The 17897-nt window shown below is 72.7% G+C and carries 14 protein-coding genes; 7 read left to right on the plus strand and 7 right to left on the minus strand.

Annotated features, from left to right (window positions below):
• Positions 1–218: 218 nt before the first annotated feature.
• On the plus strand, positions 219–1274 hold the full coding sequence (locus ACIPK4_RS02940; RefSeq protein ID WP_402308847.1) for a WxL protein peptidoglycan domain-containing protein: 1056 nt from the start codon (positions 219–221) through the stop codon (positions 1272–1274).
• Positions 1275–1525: 251 nt separating this feature from the next.
• Here the strand turns inward: ACIPK4_RS02940 and ACIPK4_RS02945 are convergent, their stop codons facing one another.
• The 4 genes from ACIPK4_RS02945 to iolC are packed head-to-tail and all read right to left on the minus strand — an operon-like array spanning position 1526 to position 6666.
• On the minus strand, positions 1526–3025 hold the full coding sequence (locus ACIPK4_RS02945; protein ID WP_402308849.1) for a CoA-acylating methylmalonate-semialdehyde dehydrogenase: 1500 nt from the start codon (positions 3023–3025) through the stop codon (positions 1526–1528).
• 13 nt (positions 3026–3038) lie between these two features.
• Positions 3039–4907, minus strand: a complete 1869-nt coding sequence (iolD, locus tag ACIPK4_RS02950) for a 3D-(3,5/4)-trihydroxycyclohexane-1,2-dione acylhydrolase (decyclizing) (protein ID WP_402308850.1) — start codon at positions 4905–4907, stop codon at positions 3039–3041.
• A complete protein-coding gene (iolB, locus tag ACIPK4_RS02955) occupies positions 4904–5734 on the minus strand; it encodes a 5-deoxy-glucuronate isomerase (protein ID WP_402309067.1) in 831 nt (276 codons plus the stop codon). The genes iolD and iolB overlap by 4 nt, the downstream gene beginning before the upstream one ends.
• 20 nt (positions 5735–5754) lie before the next feature.
• Positions 5755–6666, minus strand: a complete 912-nt coding sequence (gene iolC, locus ACIPK4_RS02960) for a 5-dehydro-2-deoxygluconokinase (RefSeq protein WP_402309069.1) — start codon at positions 6664–6666, stop codon at positions 5755–5757.
• An 80-nt stretch (positions 6667–6746) separates the two neighbouring features.
• Between iolC and ACIPK4_RS02965 the strand changes: the two genes are divergently transcribed.
• The 3 genes from ACIPK4_RS02965 (at position 6747) to ACIPK4_RS02975 (ending at position 9258) form a co-directional block, all read left to right on the plus strand.
• On the plus strand, positions 6747–7661 hold the full coding sequence (locus ACIPK4_RS02965; RefSeq protein ID WP_402308851.1) for a sugar phosphate isomerase/epimerase family protein: 915 nt from the start codon (positions 6747–6749) through the stop codon (positions 7659–7661).
• A 21-nt stretch (positions 7662–7682) separates the two neighbouring features.
• Positions 7683–8693 carry a Gfo/Idh/MocA family protein gene (locus tag ACIPK4_RS02970; protein WP_402308853.1) on the plus strand — a complete coding sequence of 337 codons (1011 nt, stop codon included), beginning with the start codon at positions 7683–7685 and terminating at the stop codon, positions 8691–8693.
• A gap of 364 nt (positions 8694–9057) precedes the next feature.
• Positions 9058–9258, plus strand: a complete 201-nt coding sequence (locus ACIPK4_RS02975; RefSeq protein WP_402308855.1) for a helix-turn-helix transcriptional regulator — start codon at positions 9058–9060, stop codon at positions 9256–9258.
• Positions 9259–9337: 79 nt separating this feature from the next.
• On the opposite strand, the gene lepB is transcribed toward ACIPK4_RS02975, so the two are convergent.
• Entirely contained in the window at positions 9338–10015 is a 678-nt protein-coding gene (lepB, locus tag ACIPK4_RS02980) for a signal peptidase I (protein WP_402308856.1), read from the minus strand.
• An 85-nt stretch (positions 10016–10100) separates the two neighbouring features.
• The gene (locus ACIPK4_RS02985) at positions 10101–12398 is read right to left on the minus strand and encodes an MMPL family transporter (RefSeq protein ID WP_402308858.1); all 2298 of its coding nucleotides are present in this window, start codon (positions 12396–12398) and stop codon (positions 10101–10103) included.
• Between the two features lie 131 nt (positions 12399–12529).
• On the opposite strand from ACIPK4_RS02985, the gene ACIPK4_RS02990 reads away from it, so the two are divergent.
• The 3 genes from ACIPK4_RS02990 to ACIPK4_RS03000 all read left to right on the plus strand — a co-directional run bounded on the left by ACIPK4_RS02990 (position 12530) and on the right by ACIPK4_RS03000 (position 16032).
• Positions 12530–13198, plus strand: coding sequence for a TetR family transcriptional regulator (locus ACIPK4_RS02990; RefSeq protein WP_402308860.1), 669 nt, complete (start codon positions 12530–12532; stop codon positions 13196–13198).
• A 220-nt stretch (positions 13199–13418) separates the two neighbouring features.
• Positions 13419–13655: a heavy-metal-associated domain-containing protein gene (locus ACIPK4_RS02995; protein WP_402309071.1), complete on the plus strand. Its 237-nt coding sequence runs from the start codon at positions 13419–13421 to the stop codon at positions 13653–13655.
• 100 nt (positions 13656–13755) lie between these two features.
• Positions 13756–16032 (plus strand): heavy metal translocating P-type ATPase, encoded by a 2277-nt coding sequence (locus ACIPK4_RS03000; protein WP_402308862.1) that lies wholly within the window; start codon positions 13756–13758, stop codon positions 16030–16032.
• Positions 16033–16452: 420 nt separating this feature from the next.
• Here the strand turns inward: ACIPK4_RS03000 and ACIPK4_RS03005 are convergent, their stop codons facing one another.
• Complete coding sequence (locus tag ACIPK4_RS03005; RefSeq protein ID WP_054220810.1) at positions 16453–17742, minus strand: citrate synthase; 1290 nt, start codon at positions 17740–17742, stop codon at positions 16453–16455.
• Positions 17743–17897: the final 155 nt, after the last annotated feature.

Raw genomic sequence — 17897 nt, forward strand, 5'->3', positions numbered from 1 at the left:
TGCGCGGCCGTTTCTGGCGCGCCCCCACCCCCCCGCGGCGGCGCGCCGCCCGCCCCCCCCCCCCCGGCCGCCCCCCCCCCCCCCGGGGGGGGGCGCCCCCCCCCCCCCCCACCACCCCTTCGCCGTCCCTCCCCCCTCCCGCGCCCCGTGTCCCTGTGCACCGTGTCCCCGCTTCCCGCCCCGCGCCCCGTGTCCCCGCGCCGACTGGAGAACCGCCCATGCGCCCCCGTTCCCGCCCCCGCGTCCTCGCGTACGGTCCGCTGCTCGCCCTGCTGCTGGTCGCGGGCCTGCTCCTGCCGGCCACGACGGCGACGGCCGCGGACAACGGCACCTGGGGGGTGTTCCCGACGCCCCCGGCCGGCGCGCCGATGACCGACCGCGCGTACTTCTTCCACCAGGGCGCGGCCGGGACCACGGTCAGCGACAGCGCGACGATCCTCAACTCCTCCGACAAAGAGCTGACCTTCCAGATCTTCGCCACCGATGCGGTGAACACCCCGGCCGGTGGCGCGTTCGCACTGCTGCCGGTGGAGCAGAGGCCCCGGGACGTGGGCGCGTGGATCGCACTGCCGCCCGGGACCGCGACCACGGTGACCGTGCCGCCCAAGGGCCGCAAGGACATCCCGTTCACCGTGAAGGTCCCGCAGGACGCGACGCCCGGCGACCACGTCGGCGGGATCGTCGCCCTCAACACCGCCGTGGAGGGCATCCGGCAGGAGGGCAGGGTCCAGGTCGGGGTGAAGCGGCAGGTCGGCGCACGGCTGTACTTCCGGGTGCCGGGTCCGGTGACGCCGGGGCTGAGCGTGGAGGACGTGAAGGTCAGCCGGTCCGCGCCGCTGCTGCCGTGGGTCAAGGAGGCCCGCGCCACGGTCTCGTACACGCTGGTCAACCGGGGCAACGTGGTCGTCGGGCCCAAGGTGGCGGTGGCCGCCGAGGGGTTGTTCGGCCGTACGGTGCTGGACCGGCCGGCCCGCGAGCTGAAGCTGGTGCTGCTGCCCGGCCAGCGGGTGCGGCTGACCGAACCGTGGGCGGACGCACCGCAGTCGGACTGGGTCACCGTACGCATCTCGGCCGGGGCGACGGCCTATCCGGACCTGGCCTCGGAAGCCGGGGCGGAGTTCGTCGCCGTGCCGTGGCCCGCCGCCGGCGGGCTGCTCGTCCTGGCGGGCGCAGCCCTCGCCCTGCTGGTCCTGCGACGGCGCCGCGCCGCCCGGTCGGCCGCGGACGACGGCGAAGGCGCCGAGCCCGCGGCGGACTTGGCCGGGACGCGCTGACCCCGGGCCCGGGAGCAGGCCCGGGCCCGAGCCCGGCAGCGGGCAGCCGGCATCGGGCAGCGGGCAGCCGAGGCCGGGGCGGGCCGCAGGGGGCCGGGAGCGGGTGGGCAGCGGGCAGCGGGCAGCGAGGAGCGGGGGCAGGAGCAGGAAACGGAGCTCGCCCCCCGATTGAGGGGTGCGGGGGGCGAGCCGGACCGGGAGTCCCGGGGCCCGTCGGCCCCGGGGTCCTGCGTGCGGGTGGTGGTTGCGGGTCAGTGGTTGCGGGGGAAGCCCAGGTCCACGCCGATGTGGCCTTCCGACGGGTCCGGCCAGCGGGTCGTGACGACCTTGCCGCGGGTGTAGAAGTGGATGCCGTCGTTCCCGTAGATGTGGTGGTCGCCGAAGAGCGAGTCCTTCCAGCCACCGAAGGAGTGGTAGCCCACCGGCACCGGGATCGGCACGTTGACGCCGACCATGCCCGCCTCGATCTCCAGCTGGAAGCGGCGGGCCGCGCCACCGTCGCGGGTGAAGATCGCGGTGCCGTTGCCGAACGGCGATGCGTTGATCAGCGCCACGCCCTCCTCGTAGGTCTCGGCGCGCAGCACGCACAGCACCGGGCCGAAGATCTCGTCGCGGTAGGCGTCGGAGTCGGTCTTGACGTTGTCGAGCAGCGAGAGGCCGATCCAGTGGCCCTTCTCGAAGCCGTCGACCGTGTAGCCGGTGCCGTCCAGGACCACGTCGGCGCCCTGGTCGGCGGCGCCCTTCACGTACGAGGCGACCTTGTCGCGGTGCGCGGCGGTGATCAGCGGGCCCATCTCGGACGCCGGGTCGTTGCCGGGGCCGATCTTGATCTTCTCGGCGCGCTCGCGGATCTTCTCGACCAGCGCGTCGCCGATGGCGCCGACGGCGACGACCGCGGAGATCGCCATGCAGCGCTCGCCCGCCGAGCCGTACGCCGCCGAGACCGCCGCGTCGGCGGCCGCGTCCAGGTCGGCGTCCGGCAGCACCAGCATGTGGTTCTTGGCGCCGCCCAGGGCCTGGACGCGCTTGCCGTTGGCGGAGGCGGTGGTGTGGATGTGGCGGGCGATCGGCGTGGAGCCGACAAAGGAGACGGCCGCGATGCCGGGGTGGGCGAGCAGCGCGTCGACGGCGACCTTGTCACCGTGGACGACGTTGAGCACACCGTCCGGCAGTCCGGCCTCGGACGCCAGCTCGGCCAGCTTGTTGGCGGCCGACGGGTCCTTCTCGCTCGGCTTGAGGATGAAGGTGTTTCCGCAGGCCACAGCCAGCGGGAACATCCACATCGGCACCATCGCCGGGAAGTTGAACGGGGTGATGCCCGCGACCACGCCGAGCGGCTGGCGGATGGCGGCGACGTCGACCCGGCTGGAGACGGAGGTCGACAGCTCGCCCTTGAGCTGGGTGGTGATGCCGCAGGCCAGCTCGACGATCTCCAGGCCGCGCGCGACCTCGCCGAGCGCGTCCGAGTGGACCTTGCCGTGCTCGGCGGTGATCAGCTCGGCGATGGCGTCGCGGTTGGCGTCGAGCAGGGCGCGGTAGGCGAACAGCACCTTGGTGCGGGCGGCCAGCGAGGACTGGCCCCAGGTCTGGTACGCCTCCCGGGCGACGCGTACGGCGGCGTCGACCTCGTCGGCGGACGCCAGGGCGACCTGCGTGGTGACCTCGCCGGTGGCCGGGTCGGTGACCGGGCCGTAGTTGCCCGACGCGCCCTCGACGGTCTTGCCACCGATCCAGTGGTTGACGGTCTTCATGCCTATTGCTCCTTCACAGATGGCGACGTCGCTGCGCGGCTTGCCGGTCGTACTCTTCGCGGGCCGCGTTCGCGGACGCACGGGTCGCGGTCTCGGCCACAGGAACATCCCACCACGCCTGTGCCGGGGGCGGGCCCGACACAGTGTCGGGTGTTCGGGTCTGTGCGTAGACACATGTGGGGCGGTCTGCCTCACGTGCTTCGATAAGGGCTTTCCGCAGGTCACCGATGGTGCGGGTGCGGATCACGGCCATTCCCAGGGAGGCTGCGTTGGCCGCGAGGTCCACCGGGAGGGGTGCGCCGGTGTACGAGCCGTCCTGCGCCCGGAAGCGGTAGGCGGTGCCGAAGCCCTCGCCGCCCACGGCCCCGGAGAGGCCGCCGATGGAGGCGTAGCCGTGGTTGTCGAGGATCACCACCTTGATCGGAACGCCCTCCTGGACCGCCGTGACGAGTTCGGTCGGGTTCATCAGGTACGTCCCGTCGCCGACCAGCGCCCACACGGGACGGCCGGGCGCCGCGAGGGCGGTGCCGATCGCGGCCGGGATCTCGTAGCCCATGCAGGAGTACCCGTACTCCACGTGGTACTGGTCGGCCCCGCGGGCCCGCCACAGCTTGTGCAGGTCGCCGGGGAGCGAGCCGGCGGCGTTGATCAGGACGTCGTCGGCGCCGACGATCCGGTCGAGCAGCCCGAGCACCTGGACCTGTGTCGGGGCGGCGTCCTCGTCGGGGGCCGCCCAGGCCCGGTCGACCAGGTGCTCCCAGTTCCGTTTCCCCTCTTTGTACGCCGACTCGTACCCGGGGTCCACGCGGTACCCGGCAGCCGCGTCCCGGAGGTCCTCCAGGCCCACCCGCGCATCGCAGACCAGCGGCCGGGCGGCGAGTTTGTGGGCGTCGTACGGGTCGAGGTTGAGCCCGAGGAAGCGGACGGCGGGGTTCTGGAACAGGGTCGACGAGGCGGTGGTGAAGTCCGTCAGCCGGGTTCCGGCGGCGATGACCAGGTCGGCGCCGCGGGCCAGCTCGTCGGCGGTGGCCGTGCCGGTGTGGCCGATGCCGCCGACATCGGCGGGGTGGTCGTAGGGGAGCGCCCCCTTGCCCGCCTGGGTGGAGGCCACCGGGATCCCGGTGGCCTCGGCGAACTGCGCCAGCGCGGCCCCGGCCCCGCTGTGCCGGATCCCGCCGCCGGCGACGATCAGCGGGCGCGCGGAGCCCCGTACCGCCTCGGCGGCCCGCGCGAGCTCGTCCCGGTCGGGCCGGGGCCGGCGCACCCCCCACACCCGTTCGGCGAAGAACTCGGGCGGCCACTCGTGGGCCTCGGCCTGGACGTCCTGCGGCAGCGCCAGGGTCACCGCACCGGTCTGGACGGGGTCGGTGAGCACCCGCATGGCCTGGAGGGCGGCCGGGATCAGGGCTTCGGGCCGGGTGATCCGGTCGAAGTGGCGGGAGACGGGCCGCAGGGTGTCGTTGACGGTGACGTCACCGGCGTGGGGCACCTCCAGCTGCTGGAGCACGGGATCGGCGGGCCGGGTGGCGAAGCCGTCGCCGGGCAGCAGGAGCACGGGAATCCGGTTGATGGTGGCGAGGGCGGCCCCGGTGACGAGGTTGGTGGCGCCCGGTCCGATCGAGGTGGTGACGGCGTGGGCCGAGAGCCGCCCGCACTGGCGGGCGTACCCGACGGCGGCGTGCACCATGGCCTGCTCGTTGCGCCCCTGGAGGAACGGCATCTCGCGCGGGCCGCTCTCCAGGAGGGCCTGGCCGATGCCGGCGACGTTCCCGTGCCCGAAGATCCCCCAGGTGGCGGCGATGAGCCTGCGGCGCCGGCCGTCGCGCTCGGTGTACTGCTGCGCGAGGAAGCGGACGAGGGCCTGCGCGACGGTGAGCCTCATCGGGTCTCCTCCTCCTGCACCTGGTGGAAGGGCAGCCGGGAGTCGGCGTCCTGACCGGCCCAGGTGTCCCGGATCCAGGCGTGGTCGGGGTGGTCGCGGATCAGCCACTCCCGGGGCGGGCCCGGGGGTCCGGCCATGACGTTGAGGTAGTACATGTCGTGCCCGGGCGCGGCGATGGACGGGCCGTGCCAGCCGTCCGGGATGAGCACCGCGTCACCGGTCCTCACCTCGGTGAGGATGTCGGTCTTCCCCGCCGGTGAGGGGGTGACACGCTGGTAGCCGATGCCGGGGGTGTCGCCGTGCGGGGCGATCTCGAAGTAGTAGACCTCCTCGAGGCGGGACTCCTGGCCGGGGTGGAACTCGTCGTGCTTGTGGGGCGGGTACGAGGACCAGTTCCCGCCGGGCGTGAGCACCTCGACGGCGATGAGGCGGTCGCAGTCGAAGACGTCGGCGGCGGCGAAGTTGTTGACCTGGCGCGTGCACCGGCCGGCCCCGCGGATCTCCACCGGGACGTCCTGGGCGGCCCCGTACCGGGCGGGGAGCACCCTCTCGCACCGCGCCCCGACGAGCGCGAACCGCCCCCCTGCGGCGGAGCCGATCCCGGCCCGCCCGTCGCGGGGCAGGTACGCGAAGTCGGTGACGGCGGTGAACACGCCGTCGCGTCCGCGCAGTTCGAACACGGCGGCCGACGGACCGCCTTCGGGTTCCGCGCAGCGGACCGTGCACCCGCCGGCCAACGGGAGGACGATCCACTCCCGGTCCCCGCACGCGTGCGCGTACGTCTCGCCCGGGGCGAGGTCGAGCACCCGCAGCGCGGCGTACTCCATCTCGTGGGAAGCGGTCAGCGTCACGTCTCCAGCACCTCTTCCACTTCCCCGGCGTACGGCATCGCCGCCGAGCACGCCAGCCGCGAAGCCACGATCGCCCCGGCCGCGTTGGCGAAGCGCAGCACCCGTTCCAGGTCCCAGCCCGCCAGCAGCCCGTGGCACAGCGCCCCGCCGAAGGCGTCGCCCGCGCCGAGCCCGTTCACCACCTGCACCGGGACGGGAGCGGCTTCCGCCACCGTTCCGTCCCGCCGCATCGCCAGTACCCCCTCCGGCCCCCGTTTCACCACCGCCAGCTCGACCCCGGCCGCGAGCAGCGCCCGTGCGGCGGCCCGCGGTTCGCTCTCACCGGTCGCGATCGCGCACTCCTGCGTGTTGCCGACGGCGACCGTGGCCAGGCCCAGGGCCCGCGCGTACGCCTCCCCCGGCTCCTCCTGCCACAGCATCGGCCTCCAGTCGAGGTCGAAGACCGTGATCCCGGACTTCGAGCGCGCCTCCAGTGCGGCGAGGGTCGCGGAGCGGCTCGGCTGCGCGCTCAGCCCCGTACCCGTCATCCAGAAGACCCGTGCGGCCCGTACGGCGGCCAGGTCCAGCTCCTCCGGTTCGATCTCCAGATCGGGGGCCTTCGGCAGCCGGTAGAAGTACAGCGGGAAGTCGTCCGGCGGGAACACCTCGCAGAACGTCAGCGGGGTCGGGTACTGCGCCACTTCCCCGGCCCACCGGTCGTCGACCCCGAACCCGCGCAGCTCGGCGCGCAGATAGGCCCCGAAGGGGTCCGCGCCGGTGCGGGTGATCACTGCCACGCGTCGGCCCAGCCGGGCCGCCGCGACGGCGACGTTGGTGGGCGAGCCGCCCAGGAACTTCCCGAACGTGTCCGCCTCCGCCAGCGGTACGCCCGTTTTCAGCGGGTAGAGATCCACCCCGATCCGCCCCATCGTGATCAGGTCGAACCCGACATCGTCCGCGGTGGTCACAGGCAGTCCTCCCACTCGTCTCTCACCCTAAGGTGGCCGTCATGACGTCCTCCCCGCCCGCGTTGACCCGTATCCGCATCGGTTCGGCTCCGGACTCCTGGGGTGTCTGGTTCCCCGACGATCCGCTGCAGACCCCGTGGAACCGGTTCCTCGACGAGGTCGCCGAATCCGGGTACGAGTGGATCGAGCTCGGCCCGTACGGCTACCTCCCCACCGACCCCGCGCGCCTCACGGAGGAGACCGGCAAACGGGGCTTGCGCGTCAGCGCCGGCACCGTCTTCACCGGACTCCATCACGGACCCGCGGTCTGGGCGCAGACCTGGGAGCACGTGTCGCGGATCGCGGAGCTCACCCGGGCCACGGGCGCCGGCCACCTCGTCGTCATCCCGTCCTTCTGGCGGGACGACAAGACCGGCGAGGTGCTGGAGGACCGCACCCTCACCGCCGCGCAATGGCGTGAACTGACCACGCAGACTGAGCGGCTGGGCCGCGAGGTGCAGGACCGGTACGGGCTGCGGATCGTCGTCCACCCGCATGCGGACACGCACATCGACACTCCGGAGAACGTGGCCCGCTTCCTGGACGCCACCGACCCTGACCTGGTCTCCCTGTGCCTGGACACCGGGCACTACGCCTACTGCGGCGGCGACAGCGTCCAGGCCGTCGAGACCTTCGGCGAGCGGATCGGCTACCTCCACCTCAAGCAGGTCGATCCGCGGATCCTCGCGGAAGTGGTCGCGCAGCAGCTGCCGTTCGGGCCGGCCGTGGCCCGCGGGGTGATGTGCGAACCGCCGTCGGGGGTGCCCGCGCTGGAGCCCGTACTCGCGGCCGCCCAGCGGCTCGGCGTGGACCTGTTCGCCATCGTGGAGCAGGACATGTACCCGTGCCCGCCCGACCGGCCGCTGCCGATCGCCCGCCGCACCCGCGCCTACCTGCGCTCCTGCGGCGCCCGCTGACTTCCAGGAGGGACACACGACATGAGCACGCTGGGCATCGCCGTCATCGGGACGGGGAGGATGGGCGCCGACCACGTCCGCCGGATCGGCGGGACGGTCGGCGGGGCACGGGTGGTGGCCGTGGCCGACCCGGACGGGGACCGGGTCAAGGCGGTCGCCGCCGGGCTGGACGGCGCGAGCGCGCACACGGATCCGGCGGCGGCCATGGCCGCACCCGGGGTCGAGGCGGTGCTGATCGCCTCGCCGGGGGCCGCCCACGAGGAGGCGATCCTGCACGCGTTGGGGCGGGGGCTGCCGGTGCTGTGCGAGAAACCGCTGACGCCGGATCCGGCGGGGGCGCTGCGGGTGATGGAGGCGGAGCAGCGGCTGGGCCGACGCCTGGTGCAGGTGGGGTTCATGAGGCGGTTCGACGCCGAGTACGAGCGGCTGAAGGAGCTGCTGGACGCGGGCCGGATCGGCCGGCCGCTGTTCCTGCACTGCCGGCACCGCAACGCCGCCTCGCCGTCCTTCTTCACCAGCGACATGCTGATCAGCGACTCGGTCGTGCACGAGGTCGACGCGGCGCGCTGGCTGCTCGGGCAGGAGATCACCGCGGTGTCGGTGCTCTCCCCGGCACCGACCTCGGCGGCCCCGGAGGGGCTGCGCGATCCCCGGCTGGTGCTGCTGGAGACGGCGGGCGGGGTGATCGTCGACGTGGAGATCTTCGTCAACTGCGGCTTCGGCTACGAGGTGCGGTGCGAGGCGGTGGGCGAGTCCGGCAGCGCCCAGATCGGTGAGGGGCAGGCAATGGTGGTGCGGTCCGCGGGCCGCCGCTACGACGAGATCGCCCAGGACTTCACCGTGCGCTTCGCCGACGCGTACGACCGCCAGCTGCGGCGCTGGGTGGCCGCGGCGGCGCAGGGCCGGGTGGCCGGGCCCGACGCCTGGGACGGCTACGCGGCGGCCGCCGTCTCCGCGGCGGGGCTCACCGCCGCGCACGGCGGCGTGCGGACCCCGGTGGAACTGGTGGACCGCCCGGCCCTGTACCGCTGACACCTGAAGCCCTGAGCCGCTGAATCGCCGAGCCCCCGGCCCGCCCGGACTCCCGGGACCGCCCGGACCGCCGGGCTCGCCCGATCCGCCGATCCGCCGGACCGCCCGACCGCGGGATCGCCGGACCCGCCGGGCCGTCCGTCGTCCAGGGGGACCGTTGTGCCGCCGCTGTCACAAGGGTCGCCCTTGTGTCACGTATGTCCGCATGACGCGGGTTTTCCGTCACAGCAGGTCAACAGCCGCTCCCCGGCCTTCACCCTCCGTCGCTCTCCGGGCACAACCCGGGGTGATCGTCTTGTCCACGCGACGGTTCCCCCGACGGCCTCCAGGCCGGCCCCGCGCCGTGGACTAGGAGGTGTCGTCGATGAGCGACCGACAGCTGTGGTCGTACAGGGAGATCGCCGCCCACATCCGGGTCCAGCCGGACACGGTGCGCTCGTACCGCAAGCACGGACTGCTCCCCACCCCCGACCATGTGGAGGGCGGCAAGCCGTACTGGTACGCCGACACGATCCGCACCTGGGTGGCCCGCCGCCCCGGCAACCGGGGCCGCCGCGAGGACTGATCCGCGTCCGAGGGCCCGGCGGGCTGCTGCCCGCGGGGCCCTCCGGGGCGCGCCCGTGCCCCCGTGCGCCGTGCGTCGGCTACGGGTGCTCGACGTGGACGGCGCCCCAGACGGGCCCGGTCGGCGGTACGGGCCTGCGCCGCCGCGCGACCAGTGCGGCGATCCCCAGCCCGATCCCCACGGGCAGGAGGCACAGCCCGGCGAACACCGCCAGGCCGATGCCCATCGCCAGCGGGCTCTCCTGGTCCGCTTCGACCCCGGTGACGGCCGAGACCGGCAGCGTGCCCTCGTCGCGCCCCGGGTGGAAGCGGGAGTCCGCGGAGTTGCCCCGGTTGTCGCCCAGGATGAAGATCCGGCCCTGCGGCACGACGACGTCGAAGGGCACTCCGCCGTCCCCCGGGGCGTTCTTCACATAGGGCTCGACGAGCGGCTGCCCGTTGAGCTTCAGGGCTTCCTCCCCCCGCGCGTAGGAGATGCGGTCGCCGCCCACCGCCACCACACGTCCGAGGAACGGGCCCTGCAGCCCCCACTCGCGGGGGTCGTACAGCACCACGTCGCCGCGCCGGACCCGGTGCGGAGCCTTGTGCAGGACGACGGCATCCCCGCGGACGATCGTGGGCTGCATGTTGTCGCTGAACTCACGGGCCCCGGTGTACCGGCTCGCCATGAGCGCGACCGACCCGCCGATCAGTACGACTCCCAGCACCAGCAGGACGATCGCCCAGATGCCCCTTCTGCGCCCGGGCCTGCGTTGCATGGATCCGTTCCCCTCCGACCAACATCAATGGCCAGAACAATACGATCCGTCCGAAAGTCGAGGAAGCGGCCGGGCGCGGCACCCGCTAGCGGCTGCCCGCCGGTATCCGGTCCGGCTCCGGCTCCGGGGTTCCAGCACCCGGCGGCTGCGCCGCGGGGGACGGCGCGGACTCGCCCTCGCTCAGTCCGAACCGTTCGTGCAGCCTCCGCAGCGGGGCCGGCGCCCACCAAGTGGCCCTCCCGGTCAGCTTCATGACCGCCGGTACCAGCAGACTCCGTACGACCAGCGCGTCCATCAGGACGGCCAGCGCGATCCCGAGCCCGAGCATCTTGGTGTTGGTCACCCGGGAGCTGCCGATGGCGACCATCACCACCGCCAGGATCACGGCGGCCGCGGTGATCAGCCCGCCCGTGCGGACCAGTCCGGTGCGCACCGCCCTCTCGTGGTCCCCGGTCCGCTCGTACTCCTCCTTGATGCGGGATATGAGGAACACCCCGTAGTCCATGGAGAGTCCGAAGGCGATGCAGAACATCAGCACGGGCAGGTTGGTCTCGATGTCCCCGGTGGAGGTAAAGGAGAGCAGTCCGGAGAGGTGTCCGTCCTGGAAGACCCAGACGACCGCCCCGAACATCGCCGTCAGGCTGAGCGCGTTGAGAAGGACCGCCTGGACGGGTATCAGCACGCTCCCGGTGAGCAGGAAGACCAGCAGCAGCGTGGCCAGGACCACCAGGGCCAGAGCGGCCGGGAGTTTCCCGGCTATCGCCTTCTGGGCATCGACGAGGACCGCCGCCTGGCCGGTCACCGATGTCTCGAAGGGGGCTTCGACCCCGCGCACCTCGCCGACGAGTTCCTGGGCCCGCTCTCCGGCCGGCTCGCCGTCGGTGACCACCGAGATGTACGCGGTGCCCGACCCCGGCCCGGAGGTCACCGGCCCGTTCACCCGCACCCCGGGCAGGGCGGCCAGCCGGTCCCGGTAGGCGGCGAGCTCGGCGGGGCCGGAGGCGCCTTCGGCCAGCACGGTCAGCCCGGCGCCCGGACTGCCCGGGAAGCCGTCGCGGATCTGCTGCTGGACGATGTGGGAGCCGGCGGTCGCCGGCAGCTGGCGGTCGTCCACGGTGCCGAACTTCACCCCGAGGAAGGGCAGTCCGAGCAGCAGCAGCCCGGCCGTGGTGGCGAGGGCGAAGACCGGGGCCCGGCGCATCACCAGCGCCGTCGCCCGCGCCCAGCCCCGACCGTCCCCGGCGGCCGGTGTCCCGCCCGCCGGCAGCTCGTCGGCCGCGCCGGCCCGGTTGCGGTTGCGGCTGCGCGCCCACAGCCTCCGCAGGTCGAGGGAGTTGACCCGCTCGCCGAGCAGCACCAGCGCGGCCGGCAGCAGGAGGAGCGCGGCGGCCGCCGCGAGCAGGACGACCGCGACCCCGGCGTAGGCGAAGGAGCGCAGGAAGTACATCGGGAAGAAGAGCATCGCCGAGAGCGAGACGGCCACGGTCAGCGCCGAGAACAGCACCGTACGCCCGGCGGTGCGCAGGGTGGCTCCGACGGCCGCCGCCGGATCCCGCCCGGCGGCGAGCTCCTCGCGGAACCTCCGCACGATGAACAGGGCGTAGTCGATGGCCAGCCCGAGGCCGAGCGCGGTGGTCAGGTTCTGGGCGAAGACGGAGACGTCGGTGAACTCGGTGAGGCCGCGCAGCACGGCATTGGTGCCGAGGATGGCGACGATGCCCACGCCCAGCGGCAGCAGTGCGGCGACGGCGCTGCCGAAGACGAGGACGAGCAGGACGAGGGTCACGGGCAGGGCGATGACCTCGGCGCGCAGCAGGTCTTCCTGGATGGTGGTGGTCACCTCGCGCTGGACGGCGACCGGCCCCCCGAGGGAGACGCGTACGGGCCCGTGCTCGCCCCGGTAGTGCGGGGCGATGCGCTCCAGCACCGCGGCGCGGGTCTTCTCGTCACCGAGGACCCGGGCGGCGATCAGGGCCTGGCTGCCGTCCTCGGAGCGCAGCGCGGGCAGGTGGCTGCGCCAGTAGGAGCCGACCCCCGCCACCCCCTGCTCGGAGGCGAGTCGCGCGGTCAGCCGCTCGGCCTCGGCGGCGACGGCGGGATCGTCCACGCCCGCTCCGGCGCCGTCACCGGCGTCCACCAGCAGGAGCAGGTTGGGCTGCGAGCCCGGGAACTCGCGCTCCAGGACCTTGGCGGCGTAGGTGGACCGGGCGTCCGGGTCTTCCCAGCCGCCGCTGCCCATCCGTTCGGCGACGCCGCCGCCCGCGAGGACGGCCAGTGCCGTGACCACGAGGGCGAGCAGCAGCGACAGCCGCGGCCGGGCCGTGACGATCCGGGTCCACCGTCCGCTCTCCCCTGACGACGGCGCTTTTTTGACTTCGGACATGACTCGGTGTCCCCTTCACCGTGATTGCCAGCGACTTTAAACTGGCAAACACGAGCAGTCGCTCGCATTTCTCAAGAATGCGAGCGCCCTCTCGCGTTTGTCAATCACCCACGGGAAGCAAGGGACGGAACATGCCGGAGAGGTCCCAGGCCGAAAGCGCCACCAAGGCCCCAAAGGCCCCCAAAAAGACCGCCGCCCCGCGCCGCCAGGCCCGCGGGGAGCGCCGGATCGCCCAGCTCCTGGCGGCCGCCGCCAGCGTGTTCTGCCGCACCGGCTACGCCGCGGCCAGCACCAACGCCATCGCCCGCGAGGCCGAGGTCTCGCCGGGCACGCTCTACCAGTTCTTCCCGAACAAGGAGGCCATCGCCATCGAGCTGGGCGGCCAGCTGCTGCGGCGCGCCCACGAGATGCACGGGCAGGCCTTCCTCCCGGAGAACCTGGAGAAGCCCCTGCCCGAGCTGCTCGACGCGGTCCTGGACCCGGTCATCGCCTTCAACTGCGAGAACCCGGCCTTCTGGGCGCTCATGCACGGCACCGGCATCCCCGGCATCGCCCAGGAGCACGAGGAGCTGCACTCGGGGCTGCTGACCCGCGTCGAGGGCGTCCTGCGCACCTTCTGCCCGGACGGTACGCCCGAGGAGATCACCCGCACCTCCAACATGATCCTGGCCATCTTCAAGTCATCGCTCGACCTGATCCTGGCGAGCGAGGGCGCCGAGCGCGCCGCGTACATCGCCGAGGCGAAGACCGTCCTGCTGCGCTACGTCGAGCCCATGGTCACCGCGCCCCACCCCCACTGACCGCACCCCGGGGCCCCGGTCACGTCCGGACGGCCGGGCCCGGCGGCGAGCCCGGCCGGGACGGTCGGGGCGCTCCGGCCGGACCGGCCCGAGCGTCCGGAAGTGGCGGCACACACTCGCATTGATACCCCCTAGGGGTATAGTCTCGGAGTGTCGGGAGGACGGTGGAGTGACACCGCCGCCCCCGGCGACCGGATACGCCCTCGAAGAGGAGAACGACATGACCGCCGAGACGGACACCCAGACCACCACCGTCTACCGCGTGACCGGCATGACCTGCGGCCACTGCGAGGGCGCGGTGACCACCGAGATCTCCGCCCTCCCGGGCGTGAGTTCGGTCAAGGCCGTCGCCGCGACCGGCGAGGTCACCGTGGTCTCCGCCGCCCCGCTCGCCGACGACGACGTCCGCGCCGCCGTCGACGAGGCCGGGTACGAGTTCGCCGGCCTGGCCGGCTGAACGGCCCACCGCCCCGCCCCTCCTCCGCAGTACCCCGCCGGGCCGTACCGGCCAGCTCATACTGGTTCCGTACGGCCCGGCCCTCCCCCTGGAGCCGGACATGAGCAGCAGCACAGTGCACGACGGGCCCATAGCGGCGGCGCCCGCCGCCGAGGTCGAGCTGAGCATCGGCGGGATGACCTGCGCCTCCTGCGCCGCCCGCATCGAGAAGAAGCTGAACCGGATGGACGGGGTCACCGCCACGGTGAACTACGCCACCGAGAAGGCCCGCGTCTCGTACGGCGGCGGCGTCGAGGTCGCCGACCTGATCGCGACGGTCGTCAGGACCGGCTACACCGCCGAGGAGCCCCCGCCGCCGGCCCCTGAGCCCGAAGCGGAGGCGCCCGCGGCTCCCCGGCCCGCGCGCGACCCCGAACTGGCCGCGCTGCGCCAGCGGCTGCTGGTCTCCGCCGCCCTGGCCCTCCCCGTCGTCCTGCTCTCCATGGTCCCGGCCCTCCAGTTCGACAACTGGCAGTGGCTCTCGCTGACCCTGGCCGCCCCCGTGGTCGTCTGGGGCGCCCTCCCCTTCCACCGGGCCGCCTGGACGAACGCCCGGCACGGCGCGGCCACCATGGACACCCTGGTCTCGGTCGGCACGCTCGCCGCCTTCGTCTGGTCGCTGTGGGCCCTGTTCTTCGGCCACGCCGGCATGCCCGGCATGCGCCACGGCTTCGACTTCACCGTCTCGCGCACGGACGGCTCCTCCACGATCTACCTGGAGGTTGCCGCCGGCGTCGTCGCCTTCATCCTGCTCGGCCGCTACCTGGAGGCCCGCTCCAAGCGGAAGGCGGGCGCCGCCCTGAAAGCCCTGCTGGAGCTGGGCTCCAAGGACGTGGCCGTCCTGCGCGGCGGCGGTGAGGTACGGATCCCGGTGGCGCAGCTCACCGTCGGCGACCGGTTCGTCGTCCGCCCCGGTGAGAAGATCGCCACCGACGGCACGGTCGTCGAAGGCGCGTCCGCGGTGGACGCCTCGATGCTGACCGGGGAGTCCGTCCCGGTCGAGGTCGCCGTGGGCGACTCCGTCACCGGCGCCACCCTGAACACCTCGGGCCGCCTCGTCGTCGAGGCCGGCCGGGTCGGCGCCGACACCCAGCTCGCCCGGATGGCCCGGCTCGTGGAGGAGGCGCAGAACGGCAAGGCCGAGGTGCAGCGCCTGGCCGACCGGATCTCCGGGGTCTTCGTGCCGGTCGTGCTGCTGCTGGCGCTCGGCACCTGGGTCAGCTGGCTGCTGATCACCGACGACCCCACCGCCGCCTTCACCGCCGCCGTGGCCGTCCTGATCATCGCCTGCCCGTGCGCCCTGGGCCTGGCCACGCCGACGGCGCTGATGGTCGGCACCGGGCGGGGCGCGCAGCTCGGCATCCTGATCAAGGGGCCGGAGGTGCTGGAGTCCACCCGTCGCGTCGACACCGTCGTACTCGACAAGACCGGCACGGTCACCACCGGCCGGATGACCCTGTCCGGCGTGCACCCCGCCGCCGGTGTGGACGAGGTGGAGCTGCTCCGCCTCGCGGGCTCGCTGGAGCACGCCTCCGAGCACCCGGTCGCCCGTGCCATCGCCACCGGCGCGGCGGAGAGGGCCGGGGCCCTGCCGGTCCCGGAGTCCTTCGAGGCCCTCGCCGGGCTCGGCGTCCGGGGGGTGGTCGACGGCCACGCCGTCCTGGTGGGCCGCGAGCGGCTGCTGACCGACCGGTCGATCGAACTGCCGGCCGCCCTGGCCGAGGTCAGGGCCGCGGCCGAGGCGCTGGGCTCCACCGCCGTCCTGGTGGCCTGGGACGGGGCGGCCCGCGGGGTCCTGACCGTGGCCGACGCGGTCAAGGAGACCAGCGCCGAGGCGGTGTCGCGGCTTCGCGCGCTGGGCCTGACCCCGGTCCTGCTGACCGGCGACAACAGGGCCGTGGCCGAGACGGTGGCCCGCGAGGTGGGCATCGACGAGGTGATCGCCGAGGTGCTCCCGCAGGACAAGGTGGACGTCGTACGCCGGCTCCAGGCGCAGGGGCGTACGGTCGCCATGGTGGGCGACGGCGTCAACGACGCGGCCGCACTGGCCCAGGCCGACCTGGGCCTGGCCATGGGCACCGGTACCGACGCCGCGATCGAGGCGGGCGACCTGACCCTCGTACGGGGGGACCTGCGGGTCGCGGCGGACGCGATCCGGCTCTCCCGCCGGACCCTGGCCACCATCAAGGGCAACCTCTTCTGGGCCTTCGGCTACAACGTGGCGGCCCTGCCGCTCGCAGCCGCGGGCCTGCTCAACCCGATGATTGCGGGGGCGGCGATGGCGTTCTCCTCCGTTTTCGTGGTGAGCAACAGCCTCCGGTTGCGATCCTTCCGCTAGGGCGATCTTCTCCCCACTCTGCGCACACTTCCTTCACGGGAGACGCAGATCACAGTGATTGCAACGTAACCATCCGGCACTGCAGTGGGTCTAATGGGGCGATGCCAGGAACGTCTTGGGGGACGTTCACGGAGGTCTTGGGGGACGTCCGGGGCATCAGCCGGCCGGGACACGTGCTCAACGGGGTGCTTTGAGCGGCCCTCCCGACCCGTACGGGTCCCGGCAGACACCCATATGGGGCGCGCTCCGCGTGCGCCCCTCGCCGACGCCCCGGCTCGGGTCCCGTGGGGGGAATCCGTTCCGGGGAAAGGAAAGCGCCCCGACCGTCGACCCGTGGGGGGATCGACGGCGGGGCGCTTTCGCTTGCCTGCGGGTCTCGGACGGAGCCTCGGGTCAGCGGGCTTCCGGGTGAGACACGGGTCAGCGGGCCTCGACCGGGACGAAGTCGCGCAGGACCTCGCCGGTGTAGATCTGGCGCGGACGGCCGATGCGGGAACCCGGCTCCTTGATCATCTCGTGCCACTGGGCGATCCAGCCGGGAAGGCGGCCGAGCGCGAAGAGCACGGTGAACATCTCGGTCGGGAAGCCCATGGCCCGGTAGATCAGGCCGGTGTAGAAGTCCACGTTCGGGTAGAGGTTGCGCGAGACGAAGTACTCGTCGGCCAGCGCGTGCTCTTCCAGCTTGAGCGCGATGTCGAGCAGCTCGTCGCTCTTGCCGAGCGCCGAGAGGACGTCGTGCGCCGCCGCCTTGATGATCGTGGCGCGCGGGTCGAAGCTCTTGTAGACGCGGTGTCCGAAGCCCATGAGGCGGACGCCGTCTTCCTTGTTCTTCACCTTGCGGATGAAGGCGTCGACGTCGCCGCCGTCGTTCTTGATGCCTTCCAGCATCTCCAGAACGGACTGGTTGGCGCCACCGTGCAGCGGGCCCCACAGGGCCGAGATGCCGGCGGAGATCGAGGCGAACATGTTCGCCTGCGAGGAGCCGACCAGGCGGACGGTGGAGGTCGAGCAGTTCTGCTCGTGGTCCGCGTGCAGGATCAGCAGCTTGTCGAGCGCCGAGACCACGACCGGGTCCAGGTCGTACTCCTGGGCCGGCACGGAGAAGGTCATGCGCAGGAAGTTCTCGACGTAGCCGAGGTCGTTGCGCGGGTAGACCACCGGGTGGCCGACCGACTTCTTGTACGCGTACGCCGCGATGGTCGGGAGCTTGGCCAGCAGGCGGATCGTCGAGAGGTGGCGCTGCTTCTCGTCGAACGGGTTGTGGCTGTCCTGGTAGAAGGTGGACAGCGCGCTGACCACGGAGGACAGCATCGCCATCGGGTGCGCGTCGCGCGGGAAGCCGTCGTAGAACCGCTTGACGTCCTCGTGCAGCAGCGTGTGCTGGGTGATCTCGTTGCGGAACGACGCGAGCTGGTCGACGGTCGGCAGCTCACCGTTGATCAGCAGGTACGCGACCTCGATGAAGGTCGAACGCTCGGCCAGCTGCTCGATCGGGTAACCGCGGTAGCGCAGGATGCCCTGCTCACCGTCGAGGTAGGTGATCGCGGACTTGTAGGCAGCGGTGTTGCCGTAGCCGCTGTCCAAGGTGACGAGCCCGGTCTGGGCCCTCAGCTTCGAGATGTCGAAGCCCTGGTCACCGACGGTGCTTTCGACCACCGGGTAGGTGTATTCACCGTCCGCGTACCGGAGTACTACAGAGTTGTCGCTCACGTCATCCCTCACCGACGTAGTGCCTCTTCTTCGAGGTGCCCTGACTGCCTCTACCTTCCCCCATTTGGCGCAGGAGAGTGCACTCGGGGTCGGCCTTTGGTCCTTTTGACGGCACTGAGTGCCTTCAACCTGCTCATCCTGCCCCCTCCGCACCG

The organism is Streptomyces sp. NPDC086989 (assembly GCF_044745505.1).
In the GTDB taxonomy this organism is placed as follows: Bacteria; Actinomycetota; Actinomycetes; order Streptomycetales; family Streptomycetaceae; genus Streptomyces.